Annotated in this window: 20 protein-coding genes; 7 read left to right on the plus strand and 13 right to left on the minus strand. The window is 42.7% G+C overall.

Annotated features, from left to right (window positions below; all coding sequences use genetic code 11):
• Positions 1-48: 48 nt before the first annotated feature.
• From H6550_12575 to H6550_12600, 6 genes are all read right to left on the minus strand, one after another.
• Entirely contained in the window at positions 49-906 is an 858-nt protein-coding gene (locus tag H6550_12575; GenBank protein ID MCB9046959.1) for a helix-turn-helix transcriptional regulator, read from the minus strand.
• A gap of 206 nt (positions 907-1,112) precedes the next feature.
• Entirely contained in the window at positions 1,113-1,340 is a 228-nt protein-coding gene (locus H6550_12580; protein ID MCB9046960.1) for a hypothetical protein, read from the minus strand.
• A 150-nt stretch (positions 1,341-1,490) separates the two neighbouring features.
• Positions 1,491-2,342, minus strand: a complete 852-nt coding sequence (locus tag H6550_12585) for a tetratricopeptide repeat protein (GenBank protein ID MCB9046961.1) — start codon at positions 2,340-2,342, stop codon at positions 1,491-1,493.
• 81 nt (positions 2,343-2,423) lie between these two features.
• Positions 2,424-2,873, minus strand: a complete 450-nt coding sequence (locus H6550_12590) for a VOC family protein (GenBank protein ID MCB9046962.1) — start codon at positions 2,871-2,873, stop codon at positions 2,424-2,426.
• A 90-nt stretch (positions 2,874-2,963) separates the two neighbouring features.
• Positions 2,964-3,878, minus strand: a complete 915-nt coding sequence (locus H6550_12595) for a mechanosensitive ion channel family protein (protein ID MCB9046963.1) — start codon at positions 3,876-3,878, stop codon at positions 2,964-2,966.
• Positions 3,879-3,988: 110 nt separating this feature from the next.
• The gene (locus H6550_12600; protein ID MCB9046964.1) at positions 3,989-4,963 is read right to left on the minus strand and encodes a M23 family metallopeptidase; all 975 of its coding nucleotides are present in this window, start codon (positions 4,961-4,963) and stop codon (positions 3,989-3,991) included.
• A 526-nt stretch (positions 4,964-5,489) separates the two neighbouring features.
• On the opposite strand from H6550_12600, the gene H6550_12605 reads away from it, so the two are divergent.
• From H6550_12605 to H6550_12625, 5 genes are all read left to right on the plus strand, one after another.
• A complete protein-coding gene (locus H6550_12605) occupies positions 5,490-5,822 on the plus strand; it encodes a hypothetical protein (GenBank protein ID MCB9046965.1) in 333 nt (110 codons plus the stop codon).
• A gap of 91 nt (positions 5,823-5,913) precedes the next feature.
• Entirely contained in the window at positions 5,914-6,663 is a 750-nt protein-coding gene (gene gldF / locus H6550_12610) for a gliding motility-associated ABC transporter permease subunit GldF (protein MCB9046966.1), read from the plus strand.
• A 7-nt stretch (positions 6,664-6,670) separates the two neighbouring features.
• Positions 6,671-8,419, plus strand: a complete 1,749-nt coding sequence (gldG, locus tag H6550_12615; GenBank protein ID MCB9046967.1) for a gliding motility-associated ABC transporter substrate-binding protein GldG — start codon at positions 6,671-6,673, stop codon at positions 8,417-8,419.
• Between the two features lie 12 nt (positions 8,420-8,431).
• A complete protein-coding gene (locus H6550_12620; GenBank protein MCB9046968.1) occupies positions 8,432-9,460 on the plus strand; it encodes a DUF4340 domain-containing protein in 1,029 nt (342 codons plus the stop codon).
• A gap of 97 nt (positions 9,461-9,557) precedes the next feature.
• Complete coding sequence (locus H6550_12625) at positions 9,558-12,092, plus strand: bifunctional UDP-N-acetylmuramoyl-tripeptide:D-alanyl-D-alanine ligase/alanine racemase (GenBank protein MCB9046969.1); 2,535 nt, start codon at positions 9,558-9,560, stop codon at positions 12,090-12,092.
• A gap of 69 nt (positions 12,093-12,161) precedes the next feature.
• Here the strand turns inward: H6550_12625 and htpG are convergent, their stop codons facing one another.
• Both htpG and H6550_12635 read right to left on the minus strand, forming a co-directional pair.
• Positions 12,162-14,048 (minus strand): molecular chaperone HtpG, encoded by a 1,887-nt coding sequence (gene htpG, locus H6550_12630; GenBank protein MCB9046970.1) that lies wholly within the window; start codon positions 14,046-14,048, stop codon positions 12,162-12,164.
• A gap of 533 nt (positions 14,049-14,581) precedes the next feature.
• Positions 14,582-15,580, minus strand: a complete 999-nt coding sequence (locus H6550_12635; GenBank protein MCB9046971.1) for a hypothetical protein — start codon at positions 15,578-15,580, stop codon at positions 14,582-14,584.
• A 461-nt stretch (positions 15,581-16,041) separates the two neighbouring features.
• Here H6550_12635 and H6550_12640 point away from each other — a divergent pair, with 461 nt between their 5' ends.
• Positions 16,042-17,094: a T9SS type A sorting domain-containing protein gene (locus H6550_12640; GenBank protein MCB9046972.1), complete on the plus strand. Its 1,053-nt coding sequence runs from the start codon at positions 16,042-16,044 to the stop codon at positions 17,092-17,094.
• A 233-nt stretch (positions 17,095-17,327) separates the two neighbouring features.
• Here the strand turns inward: H6550_12640 and H6550_12645 are convergent, their stop codons facing one another.
• From H6550_12645 to H6550_12655, 3 genes are all read right to left on the minus strand, one after another.
• Entirely contained in the window at positions 17,328-17,546 is a 219-nt protein-coding gene (locus tag H6550_12645) for a hypothetical protein (protein MCB9046973.1), read from the minus strand.
• Between the two features lie 301 nt (positions 17,547-17,847).
• Complete coding sequence (locus H6550_12650; protein MCB9046974.1) at positions 17,848-18,243, minus strand: hypothetical protein; 396 nt, start codon at positions 18,241-18,243, stop codon at positions 17,848-17,850.
• A gap of 14 nt (positions 18,244-18,257) precedes the next feature.
• Complete coding sequence (locus H6550_12655; GenBank protein ID MCB9046975.1) at positions 18,258-19,190, minus strand: hypothetical protein; 933 nt, start codon at positions 19,188-19,190, stop codon at positions 18,258-18,260.
• 17 nt (positions 19,191-19,207) lie between these two features.
• On the opposite strand from H6550_12655, the gene H6550_12660 reads away from it, so the two are divergent.
• The gene (locus H6550_12660) at positions 19,208-19,483 is read left to right on the plus strand and encodes a hypothetical protein (GenBank protein ID MCB9046976.1); all 276 of its coding nucleotides are present in this window, start codon (positions 19,208-19,210) and stop codon (positions 19,481-19,483) included.
• 2 nt (positions 19,484-19,485) lie between these two features.
• Here the strand turns inward: H6550_12660 and H6550_12665 are convergent, their stop codons facing one another.
• Together H6550_12665 and clpB are read right to left on the minus strand one after the other, a co-directional pair.
• Entirely contained in the window at positions 19,486-19,845 is a 360-nt protein-coding gene (locus tag H6550_12665) for a hypothetical protein (protein ID MCB9046977.1), read from the minus strand.
• Between the two features lie 128 nt (positions 19,846-19,973).
• Positions 19,974-22,592 (minus strand): ATP-dependent chaperone ClpB, encoded by a 2,619-nt coding sequence (clpB, locus tag H6550_12670; protein ID MCB9046978.1) that lies wholly within the window; start codon positions 22,590-22,592, stop codon positions 19,974-19,976.
• Positions 22,593-22,812 lie beyond the last annotated feature (220 nt).

Genomic DNA, 22,812 nt, shown 5'->3' on the forward strand with positions numbered 1-22,812 from the left:
TCTTTTGAATAAATGTCATTAACAAATACCATAAATCATGGTACTATTCTATACAGATACAGGACAATTCCGTATTGTTTGCCGGTATTGTTCGGGAGTAACACCACACTGCTTTTTGAAAAATCGGTTGAAGTAAGCAGGATCGTTGAAACCCAGTTCGTAGGATATCTCTTTTACCGTATCATTTGTAACGAACAACTGCGACTTGGCATCCAGCAACAACCTGTCGCCCAGCAACTCTGTAAAATTCCTGCCGGTAGATCTTTTCACCAGCTTGTATAAGTACGACTCGGAAACATGCAGGTTATCGGCATAGAATTTGAGTTTACGTTCATTCCTGTAATGTTCGCCCACCAATTGCCGAAATTCCGACATCCTTGTAACGTCATTACCTGCATCTGCCCGAATGCTACAAGCCGGCCTTGACCTTTTGATACGCACTGCATGAACAAGTATCTGCTTAATATAACATTCCAACATATCCAGCCTGCCCGCTTTATTTGCAGACAACTCATACAACATCTGCTGCACTATTGCATTGAATATGCTCAATTGATCTGTAGTGACATTGAGTATAGGAGGCTCGTATATTGAATTAAACAAAGTACCGTTACAGCCGATCTCACTATCGTGTTGCTGTATGCAAAACACATCCGCATTGAACTGTATAACCGAGGCTCCGCCCAAAGGCATACCCGAAAATACTACCGGCTGGTAATGAGTAAGAAAACACAGGGCATGTCCCTCAACATACACATCTGCACCATTTACTAATACAGACCCATGGTTATCTTTCAGAATAAGTACACTTAACAGGTCTTTCCTGTACTCCAGGTCGTGACATTCCCGGGTTAATTCGTCAGTAATATTCAGCACACATAACGGGTGTTGTAGTCTGGCCAGCATAATAAAGCAGTTTTGGTTCTGATATTCACCCGCCAAGCAACATTATATAGACACTTGGCGGGTTAAGTGGTATGACGAATAAAAAGGCCAAACCTTATCATCACCAATTCCTATGACAAAAATGTGACAATACTAATACCATAAAAAACGAGAGTAACACAGAAGCATCACTCTCGTTTTCGTAAACATCTAAAAATTACTCTTTGTTAAGACACAGGCTCACCCTTCAATATGTTGACGGCAAGGCGGTATTTTCCCTTATTAAATTCAAGGCATTCGTCGCGTTTTAACTGTAACAGGCATGGCATAATATTATCCATATGAGTATTCAGCTCTTGCGCCAGGTCAGTAAGCAGTATCCAGTTGTGTTGTGCATTTTTGTTAGTATTCATTACTAACAGTTGTTTCATAACTTCCTCTAATGACGGTTTCATAAAAATAGGTTTGTGTTGTATGTTAAGACGGAGAAACGTTACGCTTCGTTAGGCTGTAACTAACTGTTTAACAATAACTTGACACAAACACACCTAAATAATGACAATTGTATAATCAGGGGTTAATAGATAGCATAAAAAGGCTACATATTATTCTTCCAGTTCCTTTTTCAACCATTTGGTAGCATACTGTAATGCATAGGGCCGCATCTGGTAGGGATATGTTTCATAGCGGTTGTTGTCTTCATTCATTGAATATCCCTTTTGCACCAGGCTATCAGTTGTATACATCATATCCAGCGCTGTTCTCTTATCGCCCATCTGCCACAAGCATTGTGCTTTGTAAAACAGCGCGTCCGGAAAGGTAGGGTTCAGTTTCAGTGCCTGGTCAAAACATTCTATTGCATTAGCCTTGTTTTCCTCCTCGTACCATGTAATACCCAGGTAAAACCAATGCAGGTGGTGTGTCCAATCTGCGCCTAGTTTTGCTGTCCGCTCTTCAATACATTTCTGCAAAAGGTAACGGGCAGAATCTACGTGATTCAATTGCAGGTGGCATAATGCTTCGTAGAAATAATAGGGATGGTCCATAACTCCGCTATTACCATTCAAGACTGTTGCACCATAAAAATCCTCAAGTGCAGCACGATACTGTTTGCTGAAGATACAATTAATGAATCCACGGTATTCCAGCCAACGACCGGGGTCATACTTTACCGCACTATCCAGGAAAGGAGCTGCCAGTTCGTGCTTCATGGCTTTGCTAAGAGGCATTGCCTTCTGTTGCCAGAAATAAGCATTCCAGGGCATAATAGCCAGGGCACTATCTAAATACAACTGCCGCAGCTCAGAGCCCAACCTTACGTGGTTTGCTTTTACCCAATATTCATCCACCTTGGTAGAATCCTCATGAGACAATTTGTGTGGCGGGTACTTACTATCGGTTTGTGCAAAACCTGCTGACAGATACACGCAAGCGGCAAAGAGTAGTATATTTTTCATAAGAGCATGTTCGAGTGTACCTATAAGACGCTCCTGAAGATGCAACAAATAGTTAAAGGCCTGTTTAACTTGTGTTAAATGCTATGCATTTTGCAGTGTGGCTATATCCAGCTTTCTCATTTTAAGCAATGCCTGCATGGCTCTCGCCGATTTCTCAGGGTCTTCATGATACAACAATTGTTCTAGTGACGCAGGAACTATCTGCCACGACAAGCCATACTTGTCCTTCAACCATCCGCACATACTTTCTTCTCCCCCATCTGCCGTCAGGCTTTCCCAGAAATAATCTATTTCCTCCTGGTCTTTGCAGTGAACAAAAAACGAAACCGCTTCAGTAAATTTGAACATCGGTCCACCATTCAGTCCCATAAAGCGTTGTCCTTCCAACTCAAAAGTGGCTGTAAATGCAGGACCGTCAGGTGTTTGCCTGTGTATATTAACAACCTGTGCATTTTTGAAAACCGATGTATAAAATGTGATCGCTTCTTCCAGGTTGTTGTCAAACCATAAGAATGGTGTTATCTTATTCATAATGTTTCATTTTAGTGTGATATAACGGAACAAAAGTAAAACAGCGAATACAACATTACATGGTGGAAAAGCGACAATGGTAATGGGTTTTTACGGCATCCTGTTCTTTACCTCTACATCCAGGTGTGGCATGGCACCTATATTCAGTGTTGCTGTAGTTATCTTGACCTTACTGTGTGGTTTTTCTATCTCAGCTAATATCTGTGTGAACAATTCTGTCTTCGTCCTGCGCCTGCGCTTATACAATACTACATAACGCAAAGTAAACTCCACCCAGTTCTCATTAGCAACAACAGATACCATAGGTGCCGTTTGAGCATCTTCCAGTTTGTACTTATACAACATGCTGTTCCATTTCTCTTTAGACTCTGTTGTCAGGTCGCCCGCCACATGTCCGGCTACGTCCAGCAGTATCTTCTCAGCCTGTGCGTAATCACTTCCATACTGTACGGGAATTTTTATCTCATCCCACAAAAAAGGGAACTCTCCTGAATAATTGAATACAGGCTCTTTGAACACAAAACTATTAGCTACAAATACGATGCGGCCATTGTACAGGTCACCATCTACCCACTCTCCTGTTTCCATGATGGTAGTACGCAGCACACCAATATCTACTACATCACCTTTTATACCTCCTACCTGCACACGGTCGCCTGTTTTATAAAAACCGGCAAACATGATAGTAAGCCAGCCCGCAACCGAAGCTATTACTTCCTGCAACGCAATAGCGATACCCGCACCTGCTACACCAAACATAATAGTCAGGCCACCTAGTTTATCTCTGTATATGATAGTCAGCAGAATGACCATTAGCATATAACCCGCAAAGTCCAGCATCTTCCGGGTTTTATACTTGTAATCATTGTTACTGATATGGCCAACGAGCCTTCTTTTAATGAACCGGATAATGGTCCAGATAATAGCGACACCTAAAATAAGCACTGCCAGCTTACCTATTGTTTCGTTGTAGAGATACTTATTGATAAAATCATCAAAGTTCATATACAAGTAGATTATGAATAAACACAAGAATATTGATATAGTAAACTAACGATTTACCCGAACAAATGTTGAATAAATTAAGGGAAAGATATTCCGGCTGGTAAAATATGTTAGTCGAAAGACTGGTTGGAAGCTGCAGCGATCTTGGTGAGCCTTTCATACTCCGATGCAGAAAGGTCGTTAAAAAAGAAATGGATCGGATCAATCTTTTCTCCGTTCTTGATGATCTCGTAATGTACGTGCGGACCGGTACTTTTTCCCGTACTGCCTACCCAGCCTATCACTTCTCCCCTCCTTACACGGTCTCCCGTCCGCACTTTTACCTTTTTCATATGCCCGTATAAAGAACTATAGCCGTAACCGTGACTGATGACCACATTGTTGCCATAACCACCGTTGTCATACCCTGACTCTTTTACTACGCCATCACCCGTAGCGTATATGGGTGTTCCGGTTGCTGCAGTAAAATCAATCCCGGTATGCATCTTAGGTGTTTTATATATCGGGTCAATACGATATCCAAAGCCCGATGCAACGCGATCCAATGTACGGTTGGAAACAGGCTGTATGGCTGGTATAGATGCCAGCATGCGCTCTTTGGTCTCTACCAGCTTTTGCAACGTGTCGTAAGAGTTTGCCTGCAACTCCAGTCGCTTGCGCATATGCCCAATAGCATCCTGCATGCTGCTTATCAGCTCATTCGGGTTAGCATAGGCATACATCAATGGGTCAGTATTGCTATAGTCTTTACCCAACCTTACACTATCAGGTAGTGGCGCCGCCTCAAATACGGCCCTGTAAATATTGTTATCCCGGTGCTCTAAATGAGTAAGCGATTTGTTGATGTCATCCAACTCATTGCGCAGATCGGTGTAGCCCTGACGCAACACCTGCATTTCGTCTTTAAGCTGCTTTTCTTTAGGGGAATCTAAGAACTGAAATGCAATAGCCACGATGATTGTCGCTGTTACCAGCGCTGCAGACACAAAACCACCTATCCGCAAAAGCCTGGTTTTCCAGGACAGTTCCAGTTTCTCAAAACGATGTGTATCTGTGTTATAATAATATTTCCTGACCCGCTTCAAATCCCTTGATTAACAGGTAAAAATAGCTTTTATGCCCATAAATTCAGAACAAAATACAATTCCTGCTTCACCTTTTAACAAAACAAAAAAAACGCACTTTATTCCACCCATCAATACTTAGCCATATTTTACTAATATATAGTAACTATATACTTCAAAACGCTGATAGGAGCAAGTACAAACTACTTGTTTATTTGTCCACCATGCCCCTGCCTGTTTTTAAAGATGCTGAAAAAAAGTACGGCAGGATAGTTGAATAGGCTGTCAAATATCCTCATATATGTCCGGCCACAATGAGCATTCCGAAATAATGCAAAAAAATACGGCCCCGCAAACAGGGCCGCTTTGCTTTCGCTAAGGGGTAGCAGGGTGTATCAACTACCCGCTACAAAAGTACTCTTGCTCCAGAGGTAACACTATACCACACATAGGGTAAATATGCATAGGTGGCAGCACGGATAAAAGCCTTATAATAAAATAGCGACAGATTACGTTCTATATACGTTATATCAGAAAATACGCATTTATGAAATATTTGATGCTACTTTTATTTGCTACCACTCTGCTTGTATTCTCATCATCCTGCACAAAACAGGAAAGTGGCTTTACCAGCACTGCATGCAAGGGCGGTTGCGTGACAAAAACAGGTGTTATTTCCCGACAGGGGCCTACTACCTATCAGTACGGTACACATATACTCACAACAAATAGCGGAGAAGAATATATATTAGTCAGTACCATAGTTGATTTAGACAAACGGGTAGAACAAAAGTGCATTGTATTGATGGAAGACCTGCATTATTCTGCCGAAGGCGGGCCTGCCCTGTATAATGTCACTGTTATCCGGCCATCTCTCTGAAAGCTTAAACTAATCTTTAACACATTGGCGTGACAGTAAAACAACTGCCATTTTGTTATATTTGCCAACTTCAAGACGATAGGGCAAACAAATGCGCAGTATTTACATAAAAGAGATCAACTCATTCTTCAGCTCAATTGTAGGCTATGTGGCCATACTGGTGTTCCTGGTAGCCTGCGGCCTGTTTTTATGGGTATTCGAAGACTCAAGCATCCTGGCTTACGGGTATGCTACTATGGACAGGTATTTTGAACTGGCACCTTGGCTGCTGGCACTGCTGATACCCGCCATAACCATGCGTTCGTTTGCCGATGAGTTCAAGGGAGGCACCATAGAATGGCTGTCTACCAAACCTCTTACTGACTTTGACATAATAATGGGTAAATACCTGGCATGTTTCACCTTAGTGGCCTTTGCACTGTTACCCACACTTATATATGCTTATACCATTAACAACCTTGCTTTAATTGATAATAAAGTAGATTTTGGCGCCATAGCAGGTTCTTATTTCGGATTATTGTTCCTGGCAGGCAGTTTTACCGCAATAGGTATTTTCTGTTCTTCACTGACCAACAACCAGGTGGTTGGATTCCTGGTATCATTATTTGCCTGCTACCTGTTGTACAGCGGCTTCGACTCACTGGCAGCACTGCCCTCTTTTGCAGAAGGCATAGACTATTACTTGTCAATGGTGGGCATGGCATTTCATTACAAGTCTATCAGCCGCGGATTAGTGGACAGCAGAGATGTCATTTACTTTTTGTCCATTATAACACTATTCATGGCATTAACACGTTTTTCACTGAACAGTCGCACCTGGGATACAGCAACCCAGGATTAATTCTTTTATGGCAACAAACGAATCGAAAAAAAGAAAGTTACAAAAAAGGCAGGCCATCACCCGACTTGTCATTCTGTCTGCCATACTTATCTGTGTTAATATGCTGGCAGTAAGGTTCCATTGGGGGCTTGACCTGACTAAAGAAAAGAAGTTCACCCTAACGAATGAGACCAAACAGGTGCTCAGGAATATGGATGATGTGGCAGTCATCACAGTATACCTGGATGGTAAATTCCCGGCAGGCTTCCAAAGGCTGAAAGAAGCTACCCGTGAACAGTTGCAGGCATTCCGTGATGTTGCCGGCAGCAATATCAAGTTCCAGTACATGGACCCGTTTGCCGGAAAATCTGACAAGGAAAAAGAGGCCGTTTATGTTAAACTTTCCGAGAAAGGGATATTCCCTGTCAACCTGCAGGTACAGGGCGAAGAAGAAGGTTACTCAGAGCGTTTCATTTTCCCATGGGCATTAGTTCAATATGCAGGCAGGGAAGCTCCCATAAGGTTGCTGGAAAACAAACTGGGCATGGACGCACTAGCCAACCTCAACTATTCCGAATCGCAGTTGGAATATAAGTTTGCCAGTGCCATACATAAACTTAAAAACCCTACCAAAACACAGCTGGCCTATATTGTCGGCCATAACGAAACATTAGGACTAAACAGCTATGACCTGCTCAACTCATTAGCTGAACAATACATTGTTGACACTTTTGACCTGACCGGCAACTTGTATATACCTTCTTTCTACAAAGCGATCATCATCAATCGTCCAACTGCTCCCTTTGAGGATAAAGACAAATTCAAAATAGACCAGTATGTGATGAATGGGGGCAAAGTGCTGTGGGCGATAGACCAGTTGAATACACCAATGGACAGCCTGCAGGCGAATGGTTCCGTTATTTCGGTTGACTATGGTTTGAATCTCGACGACCAGCTATTCAAATATGGGGCGCGTATCAACAGTACCCTGGTAGAAGACAGGCAATGCGCCCCGATGCCGATCATGTATGGCCAGCCGGGAGACAACCAACCAAGAATGGAACTCAGGGAATGGATGTACTTCCCCGTGTTCATTCCTGATGCCAACCACCCGATCGTAAAAAACCTGGACGGGGTATTAGGAATGTATGTAAGTACCATAGATACACTAACCAACCCTGAGGTACATAAAACTGTATTATTACATTCTTCCAAATACAGCAGGAAGACCAGTGCTCCCGCACGTGTCAGCCTTAGCATGCTGCAGTACCCACTGGATGCAATGTTCAAAACACCGAAAACACCGCTACCTGTTGCCATACTTATGGAAGGGAAATTCCAGTCGCTGTTCCACAACAGGCTACACCCTAACTTTCTGAAGGTATTACAGGACTCCCTGAAACGTAACTTTATTCATGCCTGCGATACAGAGAACAGCATGATAGTGATCGCTGATGGCAACATGCTTGAGAACGACTTTTCGTCAAAAACAGGCCCTATGGAGATGGGCTTCTGGAAGTTTACCGACACAAGATTTGCCAATAAAACATTTGTACTAAACTGTATTGAATACCTGACAGACAATAGCGGACTGCTAAGCGCAAGGACAAAGGATACCAGGCTTCGCCTGCTGGATGCCAACAGGATAAAAACTGAAGGACAGAAATGGCAATTTGTCAATATAGGCCTACCGGTAATACTGGTGTTGATATTTGCTTCAGCCTACCTGTTCTTCCGAAAAAGGAAATATGAAAAACCGGCAAATAATCAAAAGTAAGAGAACAGGAAGATGCGTAAGACAATTATATACATAGCTATATTAGGCATATTGGGGTTCGGGGTATGGTATTTCTTATTTAAGGACAACAATATATTCGGTGAGAAAGAAGCAGGCTTCACGATAGTTGACACCAGTGACGTATATAAAATATTTCTTGCCGACCAAAGTGGACACACCATATCACTCCGGAGAGGTAATAACGGCTGGCTGGTGAATGATACCTACAAAGCCAGCAAACGCATGACAGACAATCTGCTATCTACCTTTCATGAGCAATTTGCAGCATATCCGGTACCGGAAAATGCGCATAACCATGTTATCAAATCACTTGCCGGAAGTGCAGTAAAAGCCCAGGTGTTCAACAAAAATGGTAAAATGATCAGCACATTTTATGTTGGAGGACAGGCTACGAACAATACAGGAACTTATATGCTGATGGAAGGCGCAAGACGTCCCTATGTTGTACAATTACCCGCATATACAGGTTACCTTACTCCCAGGTATAGTGTCAACCTGAAAGAGTGGAGAGATAGAACGGCAATAAATATTGCACCCGAAAGCCTAAGGTCTGTAGAAATAAAATACCTCACTGAATCAGAATACCTGAACAGTTTCAGCATGACACGCAGCACTGATGGCACATTTACAGTACAACTGCACCCGGAACTAAGCATACGAGGTGAACAGAATAAAAAAAGAATGTCTGCATATTCAGGATTTTTTCAACAAGTTGGTTTTGAAGGATTCCTTGCCGGTGTTACCGGTCTTGACTCTATAATTGCTTCGGCCACGAAACGCTGCGAGATATCTGTTGAAGATATGAACGGGCAGGACACCAAAATAGATGTGTACTGGATGCCGGTGAATAAACGCAGCAAGAACCTGGCTACATCCAGCCCCGGCACACCCGACGAATATGATGCTGACCGCTTTTACGGCGTGATCAATGACTACAAAGATACAGTCATTTTGCAGTCGCAGACCTTTGATAAGATACTCCGTAAAGGGTATGAATTCTACGAAGATGATCAGGAGTAGGGGTTGTGAATGCCTAACAATATTAATGCCGTAATAATTTTATTAACGGTACGAAATCAGTAATTTACTGTCCCTGACACCAGACAATAGCCGTAACATGCTCAAAACAATACCCGCAACGGAACAAAAAAAAGATATACAAACAGTATGCTTGTGGGCGCAAGGTACATGGTTGCAACAATGTGGCAACAATAACATAGAGGAATTGTGTATAGATAGCCGCAAGATAGCACATCCTGAAACAGCACTTTTTATTGCCATAACCACCCGCCACCGTGACGGGCATTCATTCATAGGCAGCGCATACGACAAAGGAGTAAGAAACTTCCTGGTAACAACCGATGTAGATACCGGCGCATACCCTGATGCCAATTTTATCAAAGTAAAAGATACTGTCGCTGCCCTGCAACAAATAGCAACGGCCAATCGTAAACGATATGACATTCCCTGCATAGGTATTACAGGCAGTAACGGCAAAACCATCATTAAAGAGTGGTTATACCAGTTATTGTCTGCCGATTATAATACGGTGCGTAGCCCCAAAAGCTATAATTCACAGATAGGCGTGCCTATGTCTGTATGGATGATGGACAAACAACACCAACTGGCCATTTTCGAGGCAGGCATCTCCCAACCGGGGGAAATGGAAAAGCTGGAACGTATCATACATCCTACCATCGGAGTATTTACCAACATTGGCGAGGCGCATAGCGAAGGTTTCCTGAACAACAGGCAGAAAATAAAAGAAAAACTGCTGCTGTTCCGCTATGCCAAACACCTGGTATATTGCAAAGATCACCAAGAGCTGAATCAAAGCATTGTAGAATACCTGCACCAGGTAAGGAATGAAGATGAAAAAGACAATATTCAGCCTTTTAAATGGTCATACAAAAACGATGCTGACCTGCACATAATAGCTGTGAACAAGGATAATGGCTCAACAACTATTGAAGCCCGCTATAATAGTACTGACATATCTATAACTATCCCCTTTTCAGATCCTGCATCTATTGAGAATGCAATTCATTGCTGGTGCGTATTGCTGCTCATGAGGGTTCCACAGGAAAAGATAACTGAACGTATGCTACACCTTGCCCCGGTAAGTATGCGCCTGGAGCTGAAACATGGCATTAATGATTGCACCTTCATCAACGATACATATAATTCTGACCTTACTTCACTACTTATTGCACTTGAATACCTGGAACAACAACGCCAGCACCAGCATCATACTGTGATACTATCTGACATGCTGCAGATAGCACGCCCTGACGGGGAGCTTTATGAAGAAGTGGCCGACATACTGGGTAGCAAACATATTCAGAGGTTCATAGGTATAGGACCTGCATTGTATAAAAACAAAGCCCCTTTCCGTAAGCATAAAAGGATGAGGAGCATCTTTTTTAAATCAACGGATGATTTTCTGAAGAACTTCCACCTGATAACTTTCAACAACGAGGCTATACTCCTGAAAGGTGCCCGTATGTTCAAATTCGAACGGATAAGTACCTTGCTGGAGCAAAAGATACACCAGACGGTCATGTCCATCAACCTGTCGTCGCTGACACACAACCTGAATGTGTTCAGGCGCAGGCTGAAGCCGGGCGTAAAAACCATGGCAATGGTCAAAGCCTTCTCTTATGGCAGTGGCAGTTACGAGATAGCCCACAGGCTGCAATATGCCGGCGTTGATTACCTGGCTGTTGCTTATACAGATGAAGGTATCGCACTGCGCAAAGGAGGTATCACCATGCCCATTATGGTGATGAGCCCGGACACCCAGACTTTCGACAGGATGATAGCCTGGAAGCTGGAACCTGAAATATTCAACATGCGCTCATTGCAGGCGTTCCTGCAAATAGCGCAGACATTACATATCGAACAATACCCGGTACATATCAAACTGGATACGGGTATGCACCGCCTGGGCTTCAATCCTGATGAGATAGGCGAGCTGACCAACACTATCAAGGACAGTGAACTGCTGAAAGTGGTGAGCATATTCAGCCACCTTGCTGCCAGTGAGGACCCCAAGGAAGACAACTTCACCCGTGGGCAGGCAGAAAAATTTGAGGCCATGTGTGCCGAGATAAACAAAGCACTCACTTACAAGCCTGTCCGCCATATATGCAACTCGGCTGCCATAGCCCGCCATCCTGAAATGCACTACGAAATGGTGCGCCTGGGCCTGGGCCTGTATGGCATAGACAGCAGCGGCGACCTGCAAAAAGAGCTGCAACAGATAGGCACTTTAAGAACCACCATTGCCCAGATAAGAACCGTACCGGCCGGCGAAGGTATTAGCTATGGCCATACTGACGCTGCTGATTGGGAAAGACGCATTGCTACAATTAGCATCGGTTATGCTGACGGTTACCCACGTGCCATGAGCAATGGCGAAAGCTATGTACTGATACATGGCAAAAAAGCCAAAATAACAGGCAAGGTGTGTATGGACATGTGCATGGTAGATGTAACCAGTATGCCCGAAGCCCGGGAAGGTGACGATGTCATAATCTTTAACGATGAGCTATCTGTAACACAACTTGCAGCATGGGCAGGTACTATTACCTACGAACTGATGACCGGCATCTCTCAACGTGTAAAACGCGTATACGAGAACGAGATCTAAATTCCTTATAAAAAGAGCTAACACAAATATTTAAAGGCTGTCCGGCAATCGGACAGCCTTTATTTTCAACTATTCTTTTATCATCGCAACACTCCTGTTCAGGAAGTTGGTCAGGTCTTCGCCTTTGAGCATATCCTGCGAGAGGAGTGCCAGGTCGAAGGCATGACGGGCGATGCGTATCTTATCTTCTTCGGTCGCAGCCTTGAGAATCCGGCTGATGAGCTCGTGGTTGCCATTAACAGCTACCTTGTAGTTCTCAGGCATTGCGCCAAACATAGCCATACCGTTCATCTCGGCCATCTCCTTCATACGGCGGCTCATCTCGTCCATAGTCACGGTAACAGGCAGTTCATCGGTACTGATACTTTCTACCTCTACCTGCATGTTCGGTTTATTTACCGCTTTTTCAAATATCTCTTTCACCTGCTTGCTCTCCTCTTCCGTCAGCACATGCTCAATGGCATCTGTTTTTTTGATGAGGTTGTCCATCACGTCAGAGTCCACACGCTTCAGGGATGTCTTTTCCAGCTTATAATCCAGGTAACTTACGTAGTGTTTGTCTATCGGAGAGTCCATGAGCAATACATCATAACCACGTTTCTCAGCACCCTGTATGTAGAAGTTTTGCTTCTCAGGATCAGTAGCGTATAAGTACACCAGTTGGCCGTCTTTATCTGTCTGCGCCGCTTCTACTTTTGTTTTGTATTCATCCAGCGTGTAGAACTCTCCTTTGCTGTTCTTCAGCAGTGCAAAGTCTTTTGCTTTTTCGTAGAACTTCTCATCGGTCACCATTCCGTATTTCACGAACAGGCCGATGTCGTTCCATTTTTCTTCGTACACCTTGCGGTCTTTTTTGAAGAGCTCGCTCAGCTTGTCTGCCACTTTTTTAGTGATATAGCTGTTGATCTTCTTCACATTGCTATCCGCCTGCAGGAAGCTGCGCGAAACGTTCAGCGGGATGTCCGGAGAATCGATAACGCCATGCAACAGCATCAGGAATTCGGGAACTATCTCTTTCACCTCGTCGGTAATGAATACCTGGCGGGAGTATAATTTTATCTTGTTACGTTGTATCTCGAAGTCTTTCTTCAGCTTAGGGAAGTACAGCACACCTGTCAGGTTGAACGGATAATCCACGTTGAGGTGTATCCAGAAAAGCGGGTCTTCCGTCATCGGGTACAGTTCCCTGTAAAACTCCAGGTAATCTTCGTCCTTCAGTTCAGAAGGCGCTTTGGTCCATATCGGCGTGGTATTGTTGATGATATGGTCTACCTCAACCGGTTTGGTCTTTGGCTTACCCTCTTCATCCTCACCATCCGGCTCCTGTATGGTATCGGTACCAAACTTAACAGGCACCGGCAGGAAACGGCAATATTTCTCTAATATCTCTTTCAGCTTGTATTCGTCGAGGAACTCTTTAGAATCCTCGTTGATATGCAGGATGATATCCGTACCCACCATAACGCGCTCACCTTCTGAAATTTCGAAGCTGGTGCTACCGTCACACTCCCAGCGCGCTGGCTGTGCGTCCTGCTGATAAGAGCGTGTCTGTATCTCCACTTTATCGGCCACCATAAAGGCTGAATAAAAGCCCAGGCCAAACTTGCCTATTATCTCGTTAGCATCTTTTGCATCCTTGAATTTCTCAACAAACTCAGTGGCGCCCGAGAAGGCTATCTGGTTGATGTATTTTTTTATCTCCTCAGCCGTCATACCGATACCGTTGTCGGATATGGTAATGGTCTTAGCCGCTTCGTCCAGTTTTACTTCAACAAGCGCGGGCGGCAGTTCTCCTTTGAACTCGCCCAGCGATGCCAGCCTTTTCAGCTTTTGGGTAGCGTCCGTAGCGTTAGACACCAGCTCCCTGAGGAATATCTCGTTGTCTGAATAGAGGAACTTCTTGATAATGGGGAATATATTTTCCGTATGTATGGAAATCGTACCTTTTTCTTGCATAGTGTTCATGTATTTTATCTCTGATACTATATTTATCAACTCACGTTCCAACCGGGGCAAAAATGCCATATTGACAGCGTAGGAGACATCATTCTGCCTGTCTTCTGCAATTCTGTGCGGCAGGTAAGCAGAGCTGGCAGGATGGCGACTTAACAGTTTACCGCTAAAACTGTTAAGTAAAGGGGAAAAGTGCTTTAACTGAAAGTTACTATGCGATATTACTAACTGATTGACTGTAAGTGCATTACGACACAAACTGTTAAGTATTGTTAAGTAAAATGGTAATCGTGCCGTACTTAACAATTGATGAAAAAGCCCCGCTATTTGCGGGGCTGAATATTGTGCTATATGATGATATTGGTGCCGGGGGTACATGGTTTTTGATCTTATTTAATAAAACAAATTTACATAATTATATTTAATTTATCAAATATTATTTATCATGAACTATGATTATTGTGATTGTTTCATGGGCTATGATATTTTCGGACATACCCGTATGCTGTTCAAAAGCACCTTTATCTATGGAATTATTACTCCCCGATAAGTGATGGCTTATACTTATGAATGTGACGTACTTTTTTTGAATTCGTATCATTGGCCCAAACATAGAATACAGAGTCTGACAAACACGTCAAACCGGGGAACAGCTTTTCAATTTCCTCGTTTAACAAGTCATTTTCTTGTTCTAACAGTCCTGAATTAGTTATTGGAATATCTGTAATACATGAAACAACCGGGTAAATATTGCCTTGACTGATTGTAGCCTTTAACCCAACAATACTAGTATTATTCGGGCTTGCCATTACCTGTTTAGGAAGAGTATATTTCGCCTCCATACGTTTGGTCACAATTTGCATAAAATCATTAAAATCAGGTATTACATCATACATTAAGGCACCATTGGACGGATCTAATAATATCTTACCAGCCTGCATATACAAATACGCCTGCATTAAACTATCCTCATTTAATTTTGCATTTGCCAGCTTGAATATATCAGGTCCTAACATCCCTTTGAATAAAATATACTCGAGATTAAAAATATTTAGCTCCCAATTGCCATTATTGGTTGCTTCAAACACCATACTAACCAATACCCTACCCTTCCCACTTTTATCCGGTATGGTCATTAGACATACATAAGTATTCTGACTTTGAGGACGGAGATAGTACGTGTATCCAAATGAGTTGATTGCTTCTTTAAATTGAACCGGCATTCCGGGTTTACCATGTGTCACATGCGCTTCTAACATTTTAAATATAGCTCCGTAATTCTCAAAAAGTCTATCTTCAAACTTACCTTCACCTGATGATATATTCCCCTTTAAGCTTGTGCTTGAAAACTTTGATATGCCTGCCCAATTATCGCTTTGTAGACTATTTATTATTTTTTTTGTCAGCTCATCTATCTCAGACCTGACATCCTGATTGATCTTATCGTTCAATGTAATTTCAATGTTATCAACATTACAACCGACAAAGGTCATTGTTATCAACAACAGCAATAAGCATTTATTTAAATTCAACATGATTTCCTTATAAGTAAAAGAGTAAACGAACAACTATCCAACTTTAATCGACATTGTCACAAAAGCAAAAATGCGTATTGTAATTTAGCTAAAACAATGACCAAAAAAGGAACTATGAATTGTGTGATTGTTTGATAGGCTATGATACTTTTTAGACATGTGGAGGTTTAACGTTGCAAAACACATTGTGGTGGATAAGAATTGTCATGATGTGCGAGCGTGGCGATACAATCGCCATACCAATGCATCCTCGTTGCAAACCACGACAAGTGAGGGGGAAACAATAAATATTCGAATAATTCTTTTCCTTAAATTAACCTTTGCATGACTTGTGTTAGTATTTTAGTGAATACTTTGGTCGAAACTTAAATTCACGACCGAAGAATATATTTAATCAAAAACACAGCCCAATGCTAACCGTGATATATCGTTCCGTTTTCACCCTTGTATGTGTCTGCATAATGCAAACAGTATCTGCTCAAAAGTTCTATGTAAATACCGGCAAAGTAGGGTTGCAACCGGAGCCAGGTAAAACCTATTTATTGGATATTGATACATGCAATGTAATCAGTGATACAACGAATTACACAATATACTCTTGTGTGCCTACCAGTATTGATAGTGTGTACAATGACATTGCTATCGATAAACAAGGTAACATCTGGTATGTAACAGAAGGAGGACACCTTTATAAAAGGAAACTAAACGACACAACATCATGTCAGTTCTTAGGTGATTTTACAACAAAACAGATTGCCGGGTTAGTTGCCGACACGGCAGGGAATATTTATGCTGCGGGTAATTTCACAGATACCTGCACGCTATACAAATATGACAGTACGGGCTTTCATGTATTAGGCTACTTACCCAGAGGAGTCTATTGTGCCGGCGACCTGTTTTTTTATAAATACAGGTTGTTCATGACCTCATATTACAAAACACTGGATACCGGGTTCATTACAGAAATAGTGATCCCTGCACCGGAACAAAGTTGCTATTATATGGGGCTTGGTACACTAATACCTTTTGGCGCATTTTGCATTAATGATAACAATGCAACCAGGACATTTATTACACCAGCTATTAAGCCAAATTATGATTCATCTTTATTGGTGGAAATCGATATGGACAATCGAAAAATCTTAAAAACACTATGTACATACCCTTTTTCAATCAGAGGAGCTGCAACTTATTACAACCTTACAGGAGATAGTACTCAGTGTCCGTACACGCCTAATTCTGTAACTACACTAAAAAGTTACAGAGAGACGAAGTATGTAGATGCATACAATCCCGTAAAGGATATAATACGTGTGAATACTAATTTGGATAATACAGAGATCAGGACAATCAACCTGTACGATTTATCAGGTAAAAAAATCAAATCTTTCGGCAATACTGAGTTTCCCGGGAACCTAAACATAGCAGACCTTTCTAATGGATTATATATCTTCCAGATCATTTCATCCCATGGGGAAGTGTGGAACCAGAAAGTAGTAAAATCCGATTTTTGATTCTACTTAGTATAATAATTATTGCAGGTTCCCTATGATTGGCACTAATACAAATGAACCCGAATGCACACTGTAATTTGGCAAAAACAGTGAGTACAGGGATTAGTCCGGTTATAAACTGAACTTATTTATAACCACCAGTCGCAGACCCGCGGGAGCAACGTTAAAACTGAACTCACAATTCCGTTAGGGTCTCGTGCGGAAGTTCCTTGCGGAACAAAAGCAAACTGCTCTTACTCAAGGACACAATAACCGTTGGCAACCTTTGCGGCAAGGCCATCGGCAGCTTTGCATGCAACTTTGGCATCCTTTTTTGTGAGCTTTTTATAGTAGAGTGTCTCCTGTGGCTTACCTGTATTTTTTTCTGCACACTTGCAGGTCCAATCCTTTTTGCATGACGTGATGCCGAGAATCAATATACCCAGTAATGCGATCGCTGTTGTCTTTTTCATTTTGTGATGTGTTTTATAAATCAAATTTGTGCCCGGAAGTTAATTTGAAATCGTTTAAAAAAGTTATGGTAGTGTGCAATATGGATTACCATTCTGGTCCTGCCCTCCTGATGCTTCGCTATCACGTTTCACTGCTGTTTTTGTTATAGCTTTCATGGTAAGGTTTCCTTGTGTACACTGGCAGGTGTATTCTTTTATACATTATGAGAAAGATTAGGCTAAACACCACAAAAAGACAAAGAATTAATTACACAATCAGATATCGACTTTAGCACAGTTCCGTTTTAAAGAAGAATAAAATCTATTCTGGGTACACAAAAGTCCAATTCCTTTCTTCTAAATAATCGGCATCTACATCCCATCTTTTTAACACCATATGTTCTTTGCGGACAGTCTCCCACCCGTAAAATTTAACAGTATCAGGATCAAAAAGGATAATACTAATTGTATCAGATGGAAATTTTTCTATAACCTCCCTCCATGGAACCCTACTGTCATACATAGCTACTGCCCCAGGCAAAATGCCACCTACACCCTGAGGTTTGTCCGGGATTGTAGGATTGGGATATATATCCACTTCCTGATGATATACCAACTTATTTGAGTTGTTTTGTACATAAATAGTGTAGATTATTTCGACAGGAGGTTTTTTACAACCCCAAAGAAATAATGCTAAAATACAAACTATCGTTTTCATATTAATAAACGTTATCAAAAAGCGAACCAAAATGGATTAATCGGATGAAAAAATATCCAATACCAATTTGGATTGTAATCCAAACGATAAACTGGCTCGCCTCTTTCATTTTCTCTAAGCCAAGGACTGCCGCCTTGGTCAGGATTCAAATATCCAATTTTTCTTCTCATTCCGGAATTGTGATATCTATGAGACATCCTGTTGGCTTGGGTTTCATACCATTCTGATTTATGATCACCACTAATTGCTGATCCCAACAAACTCCCAACACCAACTTGTGTAAGATATAATGGCCCTAACATTCGGCTTTGCATAGTGTGTCCATATTCATGTCTTAAAAGATGATTCTGATATCCATCTATTGGCCCAATATTGTGTGAATGTATATAGCTTCCTAATGTTATTCCCCAACGCCATTTACCTCTATCCTCATTTATTATTGTTGCCCCTTCATAATATTCTATATTGTCGATACGTCCAAGATTATTTCTTACGTGAGCCCCAGTTTTACCCCATTCAGTTTGCTGACTTTCCCATGTCAAGCGCGAAAAAATAGAACCTAAATTTCCGAAAACTGTTTTATTGTCTGTCCATGCAAAAACTCCACAATCTATCCTAAGGGCATTATTTACCCGACCACCTTCACGAAAACTGTTCCTGAATTCTGACCATGCCTGTCCACTTGTCCCTCTATTCCAAAACTCTAATCCGCCTTTAGTAAATGCTGTTGACGCAAATTCCCTAAACATAGCTGATATAGAACCTACAAATAAATTTCCGCTTGGATCAGTATATTTTAACGGGTTGTTCAGTACATAAGAATACTTGTTATATGCTTGAGAATTTGCTGCATCACCAATAAAAGGGTCAGGGCTAAACATACGACCAACCAGCGGATCATAAATCCTCCCATTCATATTGATGACATTATTGTTATAATATACCATTCCGCTTAATGTAGTTCTTGTCCAGATATGCTCATGCCCTGTATAGCCACGATCTGTTATCCAGGGAGAAAGCAACAAAGAACCATTACCTGGGGCATGTTATGGCACCCGGGCTTGCTTTTGTAGGCATCATATCTACAGCCATGTGGCTGCTCATCAACCATACAGGAAATTATTACAAACAATACCACGAGCCTGCCATCGTTTATGCCATTTTAGCTATCGGCTGTATTATCATCGCTTTGCAGTGGCATAGAAAAATGTACCTGCAATACAAGGCTTTGAATGCATAGTATTACACTACTGCTTCCTTGTCTTTGATATGGATGGTGTAGCTGTCCTCTATTTTATGGCCCATCAGCTCGAGTCGGGAACCTTCGTTGAATTCGAGGGTCATACCGTCGCGGTTGTTGTTCAGGAATACTTCAGTTACTTCAGCACCCAATAGTTTCAGCAGGTTGTAATCGTCAGTTATGGGAGCCAGTTTGTAGTATTCGTGCCGTTGTTTTTTGTAGCGGAAGGCGAAGTAGCCATCAATACTTATATATGCCGCATCTTCGAAGTGTATAGTTATAGTAGTGGTGGAATAACACACTTCCGTCACGGTTCTTTCCCTCAGGCTGTTCAGATCAATATCATGCGGTATGGGTAACATAACCTGTCGTTTATTGATGTATCATAAAGATAACACTAAATATGTAAAATATCACTACAACAAAGCCCCCGCTAAACAGCGGGGGCTTCTACTTTAAACTAAACCTATCTATGAAAAACTAACTTTTATTATGCTTTTACTTCTTCTCCGTTGTTGCGTATCACCACAACACCATCAAACACATCTATCATTACCGGTTTTGCTTTATCTACTTCGCCGGCTATTATCTTTTTACTCAGCAAGTTGATGATGTCTTTCTGTATCACCCTTTTCAGCGGCCTTGCGCCGTATTGCGGATCAAAACCACGCTCTGCCAGGTAATCCAGTGCATAGTCTGAGAACTGCAGTTCTATATCCTGTTGTTTCAGTTGCTTTTGCAGTCCCTGCAATTGTATCTTGATGATGTTCCTGATATCAGCCCTCATCAGCGGGTGGAACATGATAATATCGTCTACCCTGTTCAGGAACTCCGGCCTCATGTTGTGCTTCAGTTCTTCCATCACTTGCTCTTTGGTAGCCTCTACCACCTTGTCAATATCCTTACCTTCTATGTTGGCAAAGTTCTCCTGTATGATGTGACTACCCGTGTTGCTGGTCATGATGACCACAGTATTCTTGAAGTTCACCACCCTGCCTTTGTTATCGGTCAGGCGGCCATCGTCCAGCACCTGCAACAATACGTTGAATGTATCAGGATGCGCTTTTTCTATCTCGTCGAGCAACACTACTGAGTATGGCTTGCGCCTTACCGCTTCAGTTAGTTGTCCGCCTTCATCGTAGCCTACATATCCCGGAGGCGCTCCTACCAGCCGGCTCACGCTGTGTTTCTCCTGGTATTCACTCATATCAATACGGGTCATCATGCTGTCGTCGTCAAACAATACCTCTGCCAATGCTTTGGCCAGCTCTGTTTTACCCACACCTGTTGTACCCAAAAATATGAATGAACCTATGGGTCTGCGCGGGTCTTGCAGGCCCGCACGTCCGCGGCGGATGGCATCGGCAACAGCTTCTATCGCTTCGTCCTGGCCTACTACACGCTTGTGCAGTTCTTCTTCCAGGTGCAGCAGTTTCTCACGCTCGCTCTGCAGCATACGTTGTACAGGTATACCTGTTGCTTTGGCCACATTCTCAGCAATATCCTCTGCGTCTACTTCTTCTTTCAGCAGGCGTTTGCGTTCGGTGCCCATCTCGTCCAGTTGCTTACTGTATTCAGCCACAACGGCCTCTTCTTTCTGTACTTTGCCGTAGCGTATCTCAGCTACTTTTCCGTAGTCACCTTCACGTTCCGCCTGTTCCGCTTCCAGCTTCAGGTCTTCAATAGCACCTTTGGCCGTGTTTATTTTTTCAACAATATCTTTCTCTTCCAGCCATTTAGCCTTCAATGTGTCACGCTCTACATTCAGCAGCGATATTTCCTGGTTCAATGATTTCAACTTAGCATCATCATTCTCCCTTTTTATCGCCTCGCGCTCAATTTCAAGCTGGCGTATACGGCGCTCCAGTTCATCCAGCTCTTCCGGCATGGAGTTCAGTTCCAGTTTCAGCTTGGCTGCGCTCTCATCTATCAGGTCGATAGCCTTATCGGGCAGGAAGCGGTCTGTGATGTAACGGTTGGATAATTCAACCGCTGCAATAATAGCTTCGTCTTTTATACGCACCTGGTGGTGGTGCTCATATCTTTCTTTCAGCCCGCGCAGGATACTGATAGCATCCTCAACGCTCGGCTCATCGACAAACACCTTCTGGAAACGACGCTCCAGGGCTTTGTCTTTTTCAAAATATTTCTGGTATTCGTTCAGGGTTGTGGCACCTATGGCACGCAGCTCTCCCCTTGCCAATGCAGGCTTCAGTATGTTGGCAGCATCCATGGCTCCTTCCATAGCGCCCGCACCTATCAGCGTGTGTATCTCGTCTATAAACAGGATGATATTACCATCACTCTCGGTCACTTCTTTTATCACTGCTTTCAGCCTTTCTTCAAACTCACCACGGTATTTGGCACCAGCCATCAACGCACCCATATCCAGTGCATAAATGATCTTTGACCTGAGGTTATCAGGCACGTCACCATTAATGATACGATGCGCCAGACCCTCAATGATCGCTGTTTTACCAACGCCGGGCTCACCCACCAATATGGGGTTGTTCTTGCTCCTGCGTGATAATATGTGCAGTGTGCGGCGTATCTCCTCGTCGCGACCGATAACCGGGTCGAGCTTGCCCGAGCGGGCCAGTTCGTTCAGGTTCTTGGCATAGCGGTCCAGCGAGTTGTATTGCTGGCTGCCGGTCTGTGAATCTACCGTACTACCCTTACGTAATTCTTTTATAGCCGCAGTTAAACCTTTTTCAGTCAGGCCTGCGTCTTTCAGTAGTTTGCCTACCTCGTCATTCACCTGGAGTATCGCAATCAGCAAGTGCTCCTGTGTCACAAACTCATCACCAAACTGCTTGATGATGCTTCCTGCCTTGAGTATCGCATTGTTCACATCCCTGCTTACAGATTGTGCAGGTTCTCCACCGGTGAGCTTAGGTAGTTTGTCTATCAGTTCCTTAAGCTTGTTCTCTACCATGGTGGTGTTCACAGCGTTCTTCTTCAACAGGTAAGAGATAGGGCCTTCTTTATCGTCTAATAATGCTTTGAGCATATGCGCAGTTTCAATATTGGCATTCTGGTGATTGTATGCCAGTTGCTGCGCTTGTTGCAGTATCTCCTGCGCTTTGATCGTAAAATTGTTCAGATTCATAATTGTTGTGTTCTCCTTCGACAGATAAACCCTAAAAACTGTTCCAAAACAGAAAAGTTGCATTTATGGCAGGGAAAGAAAAACAAGAGAGACACTTTGTCTTATCCGTTGATAATCAACTGAATTTATTTCAGTTTTTATCTTCATAAGGTGACTGAATGGCGGAAATTCCGGGCAGTGTTTTCATGTGCAACCAAACTATAAACAAAACAGCACGCTC

This window comes from Chitinophagales bacterium (genome assembly GCA_020636495.1).
Classification (GTDB): domain Bacteria; phylum Bacteroidota; class Bacteroidia; order Chitinophagales; family Chitinophagaceae; genus UBA5543.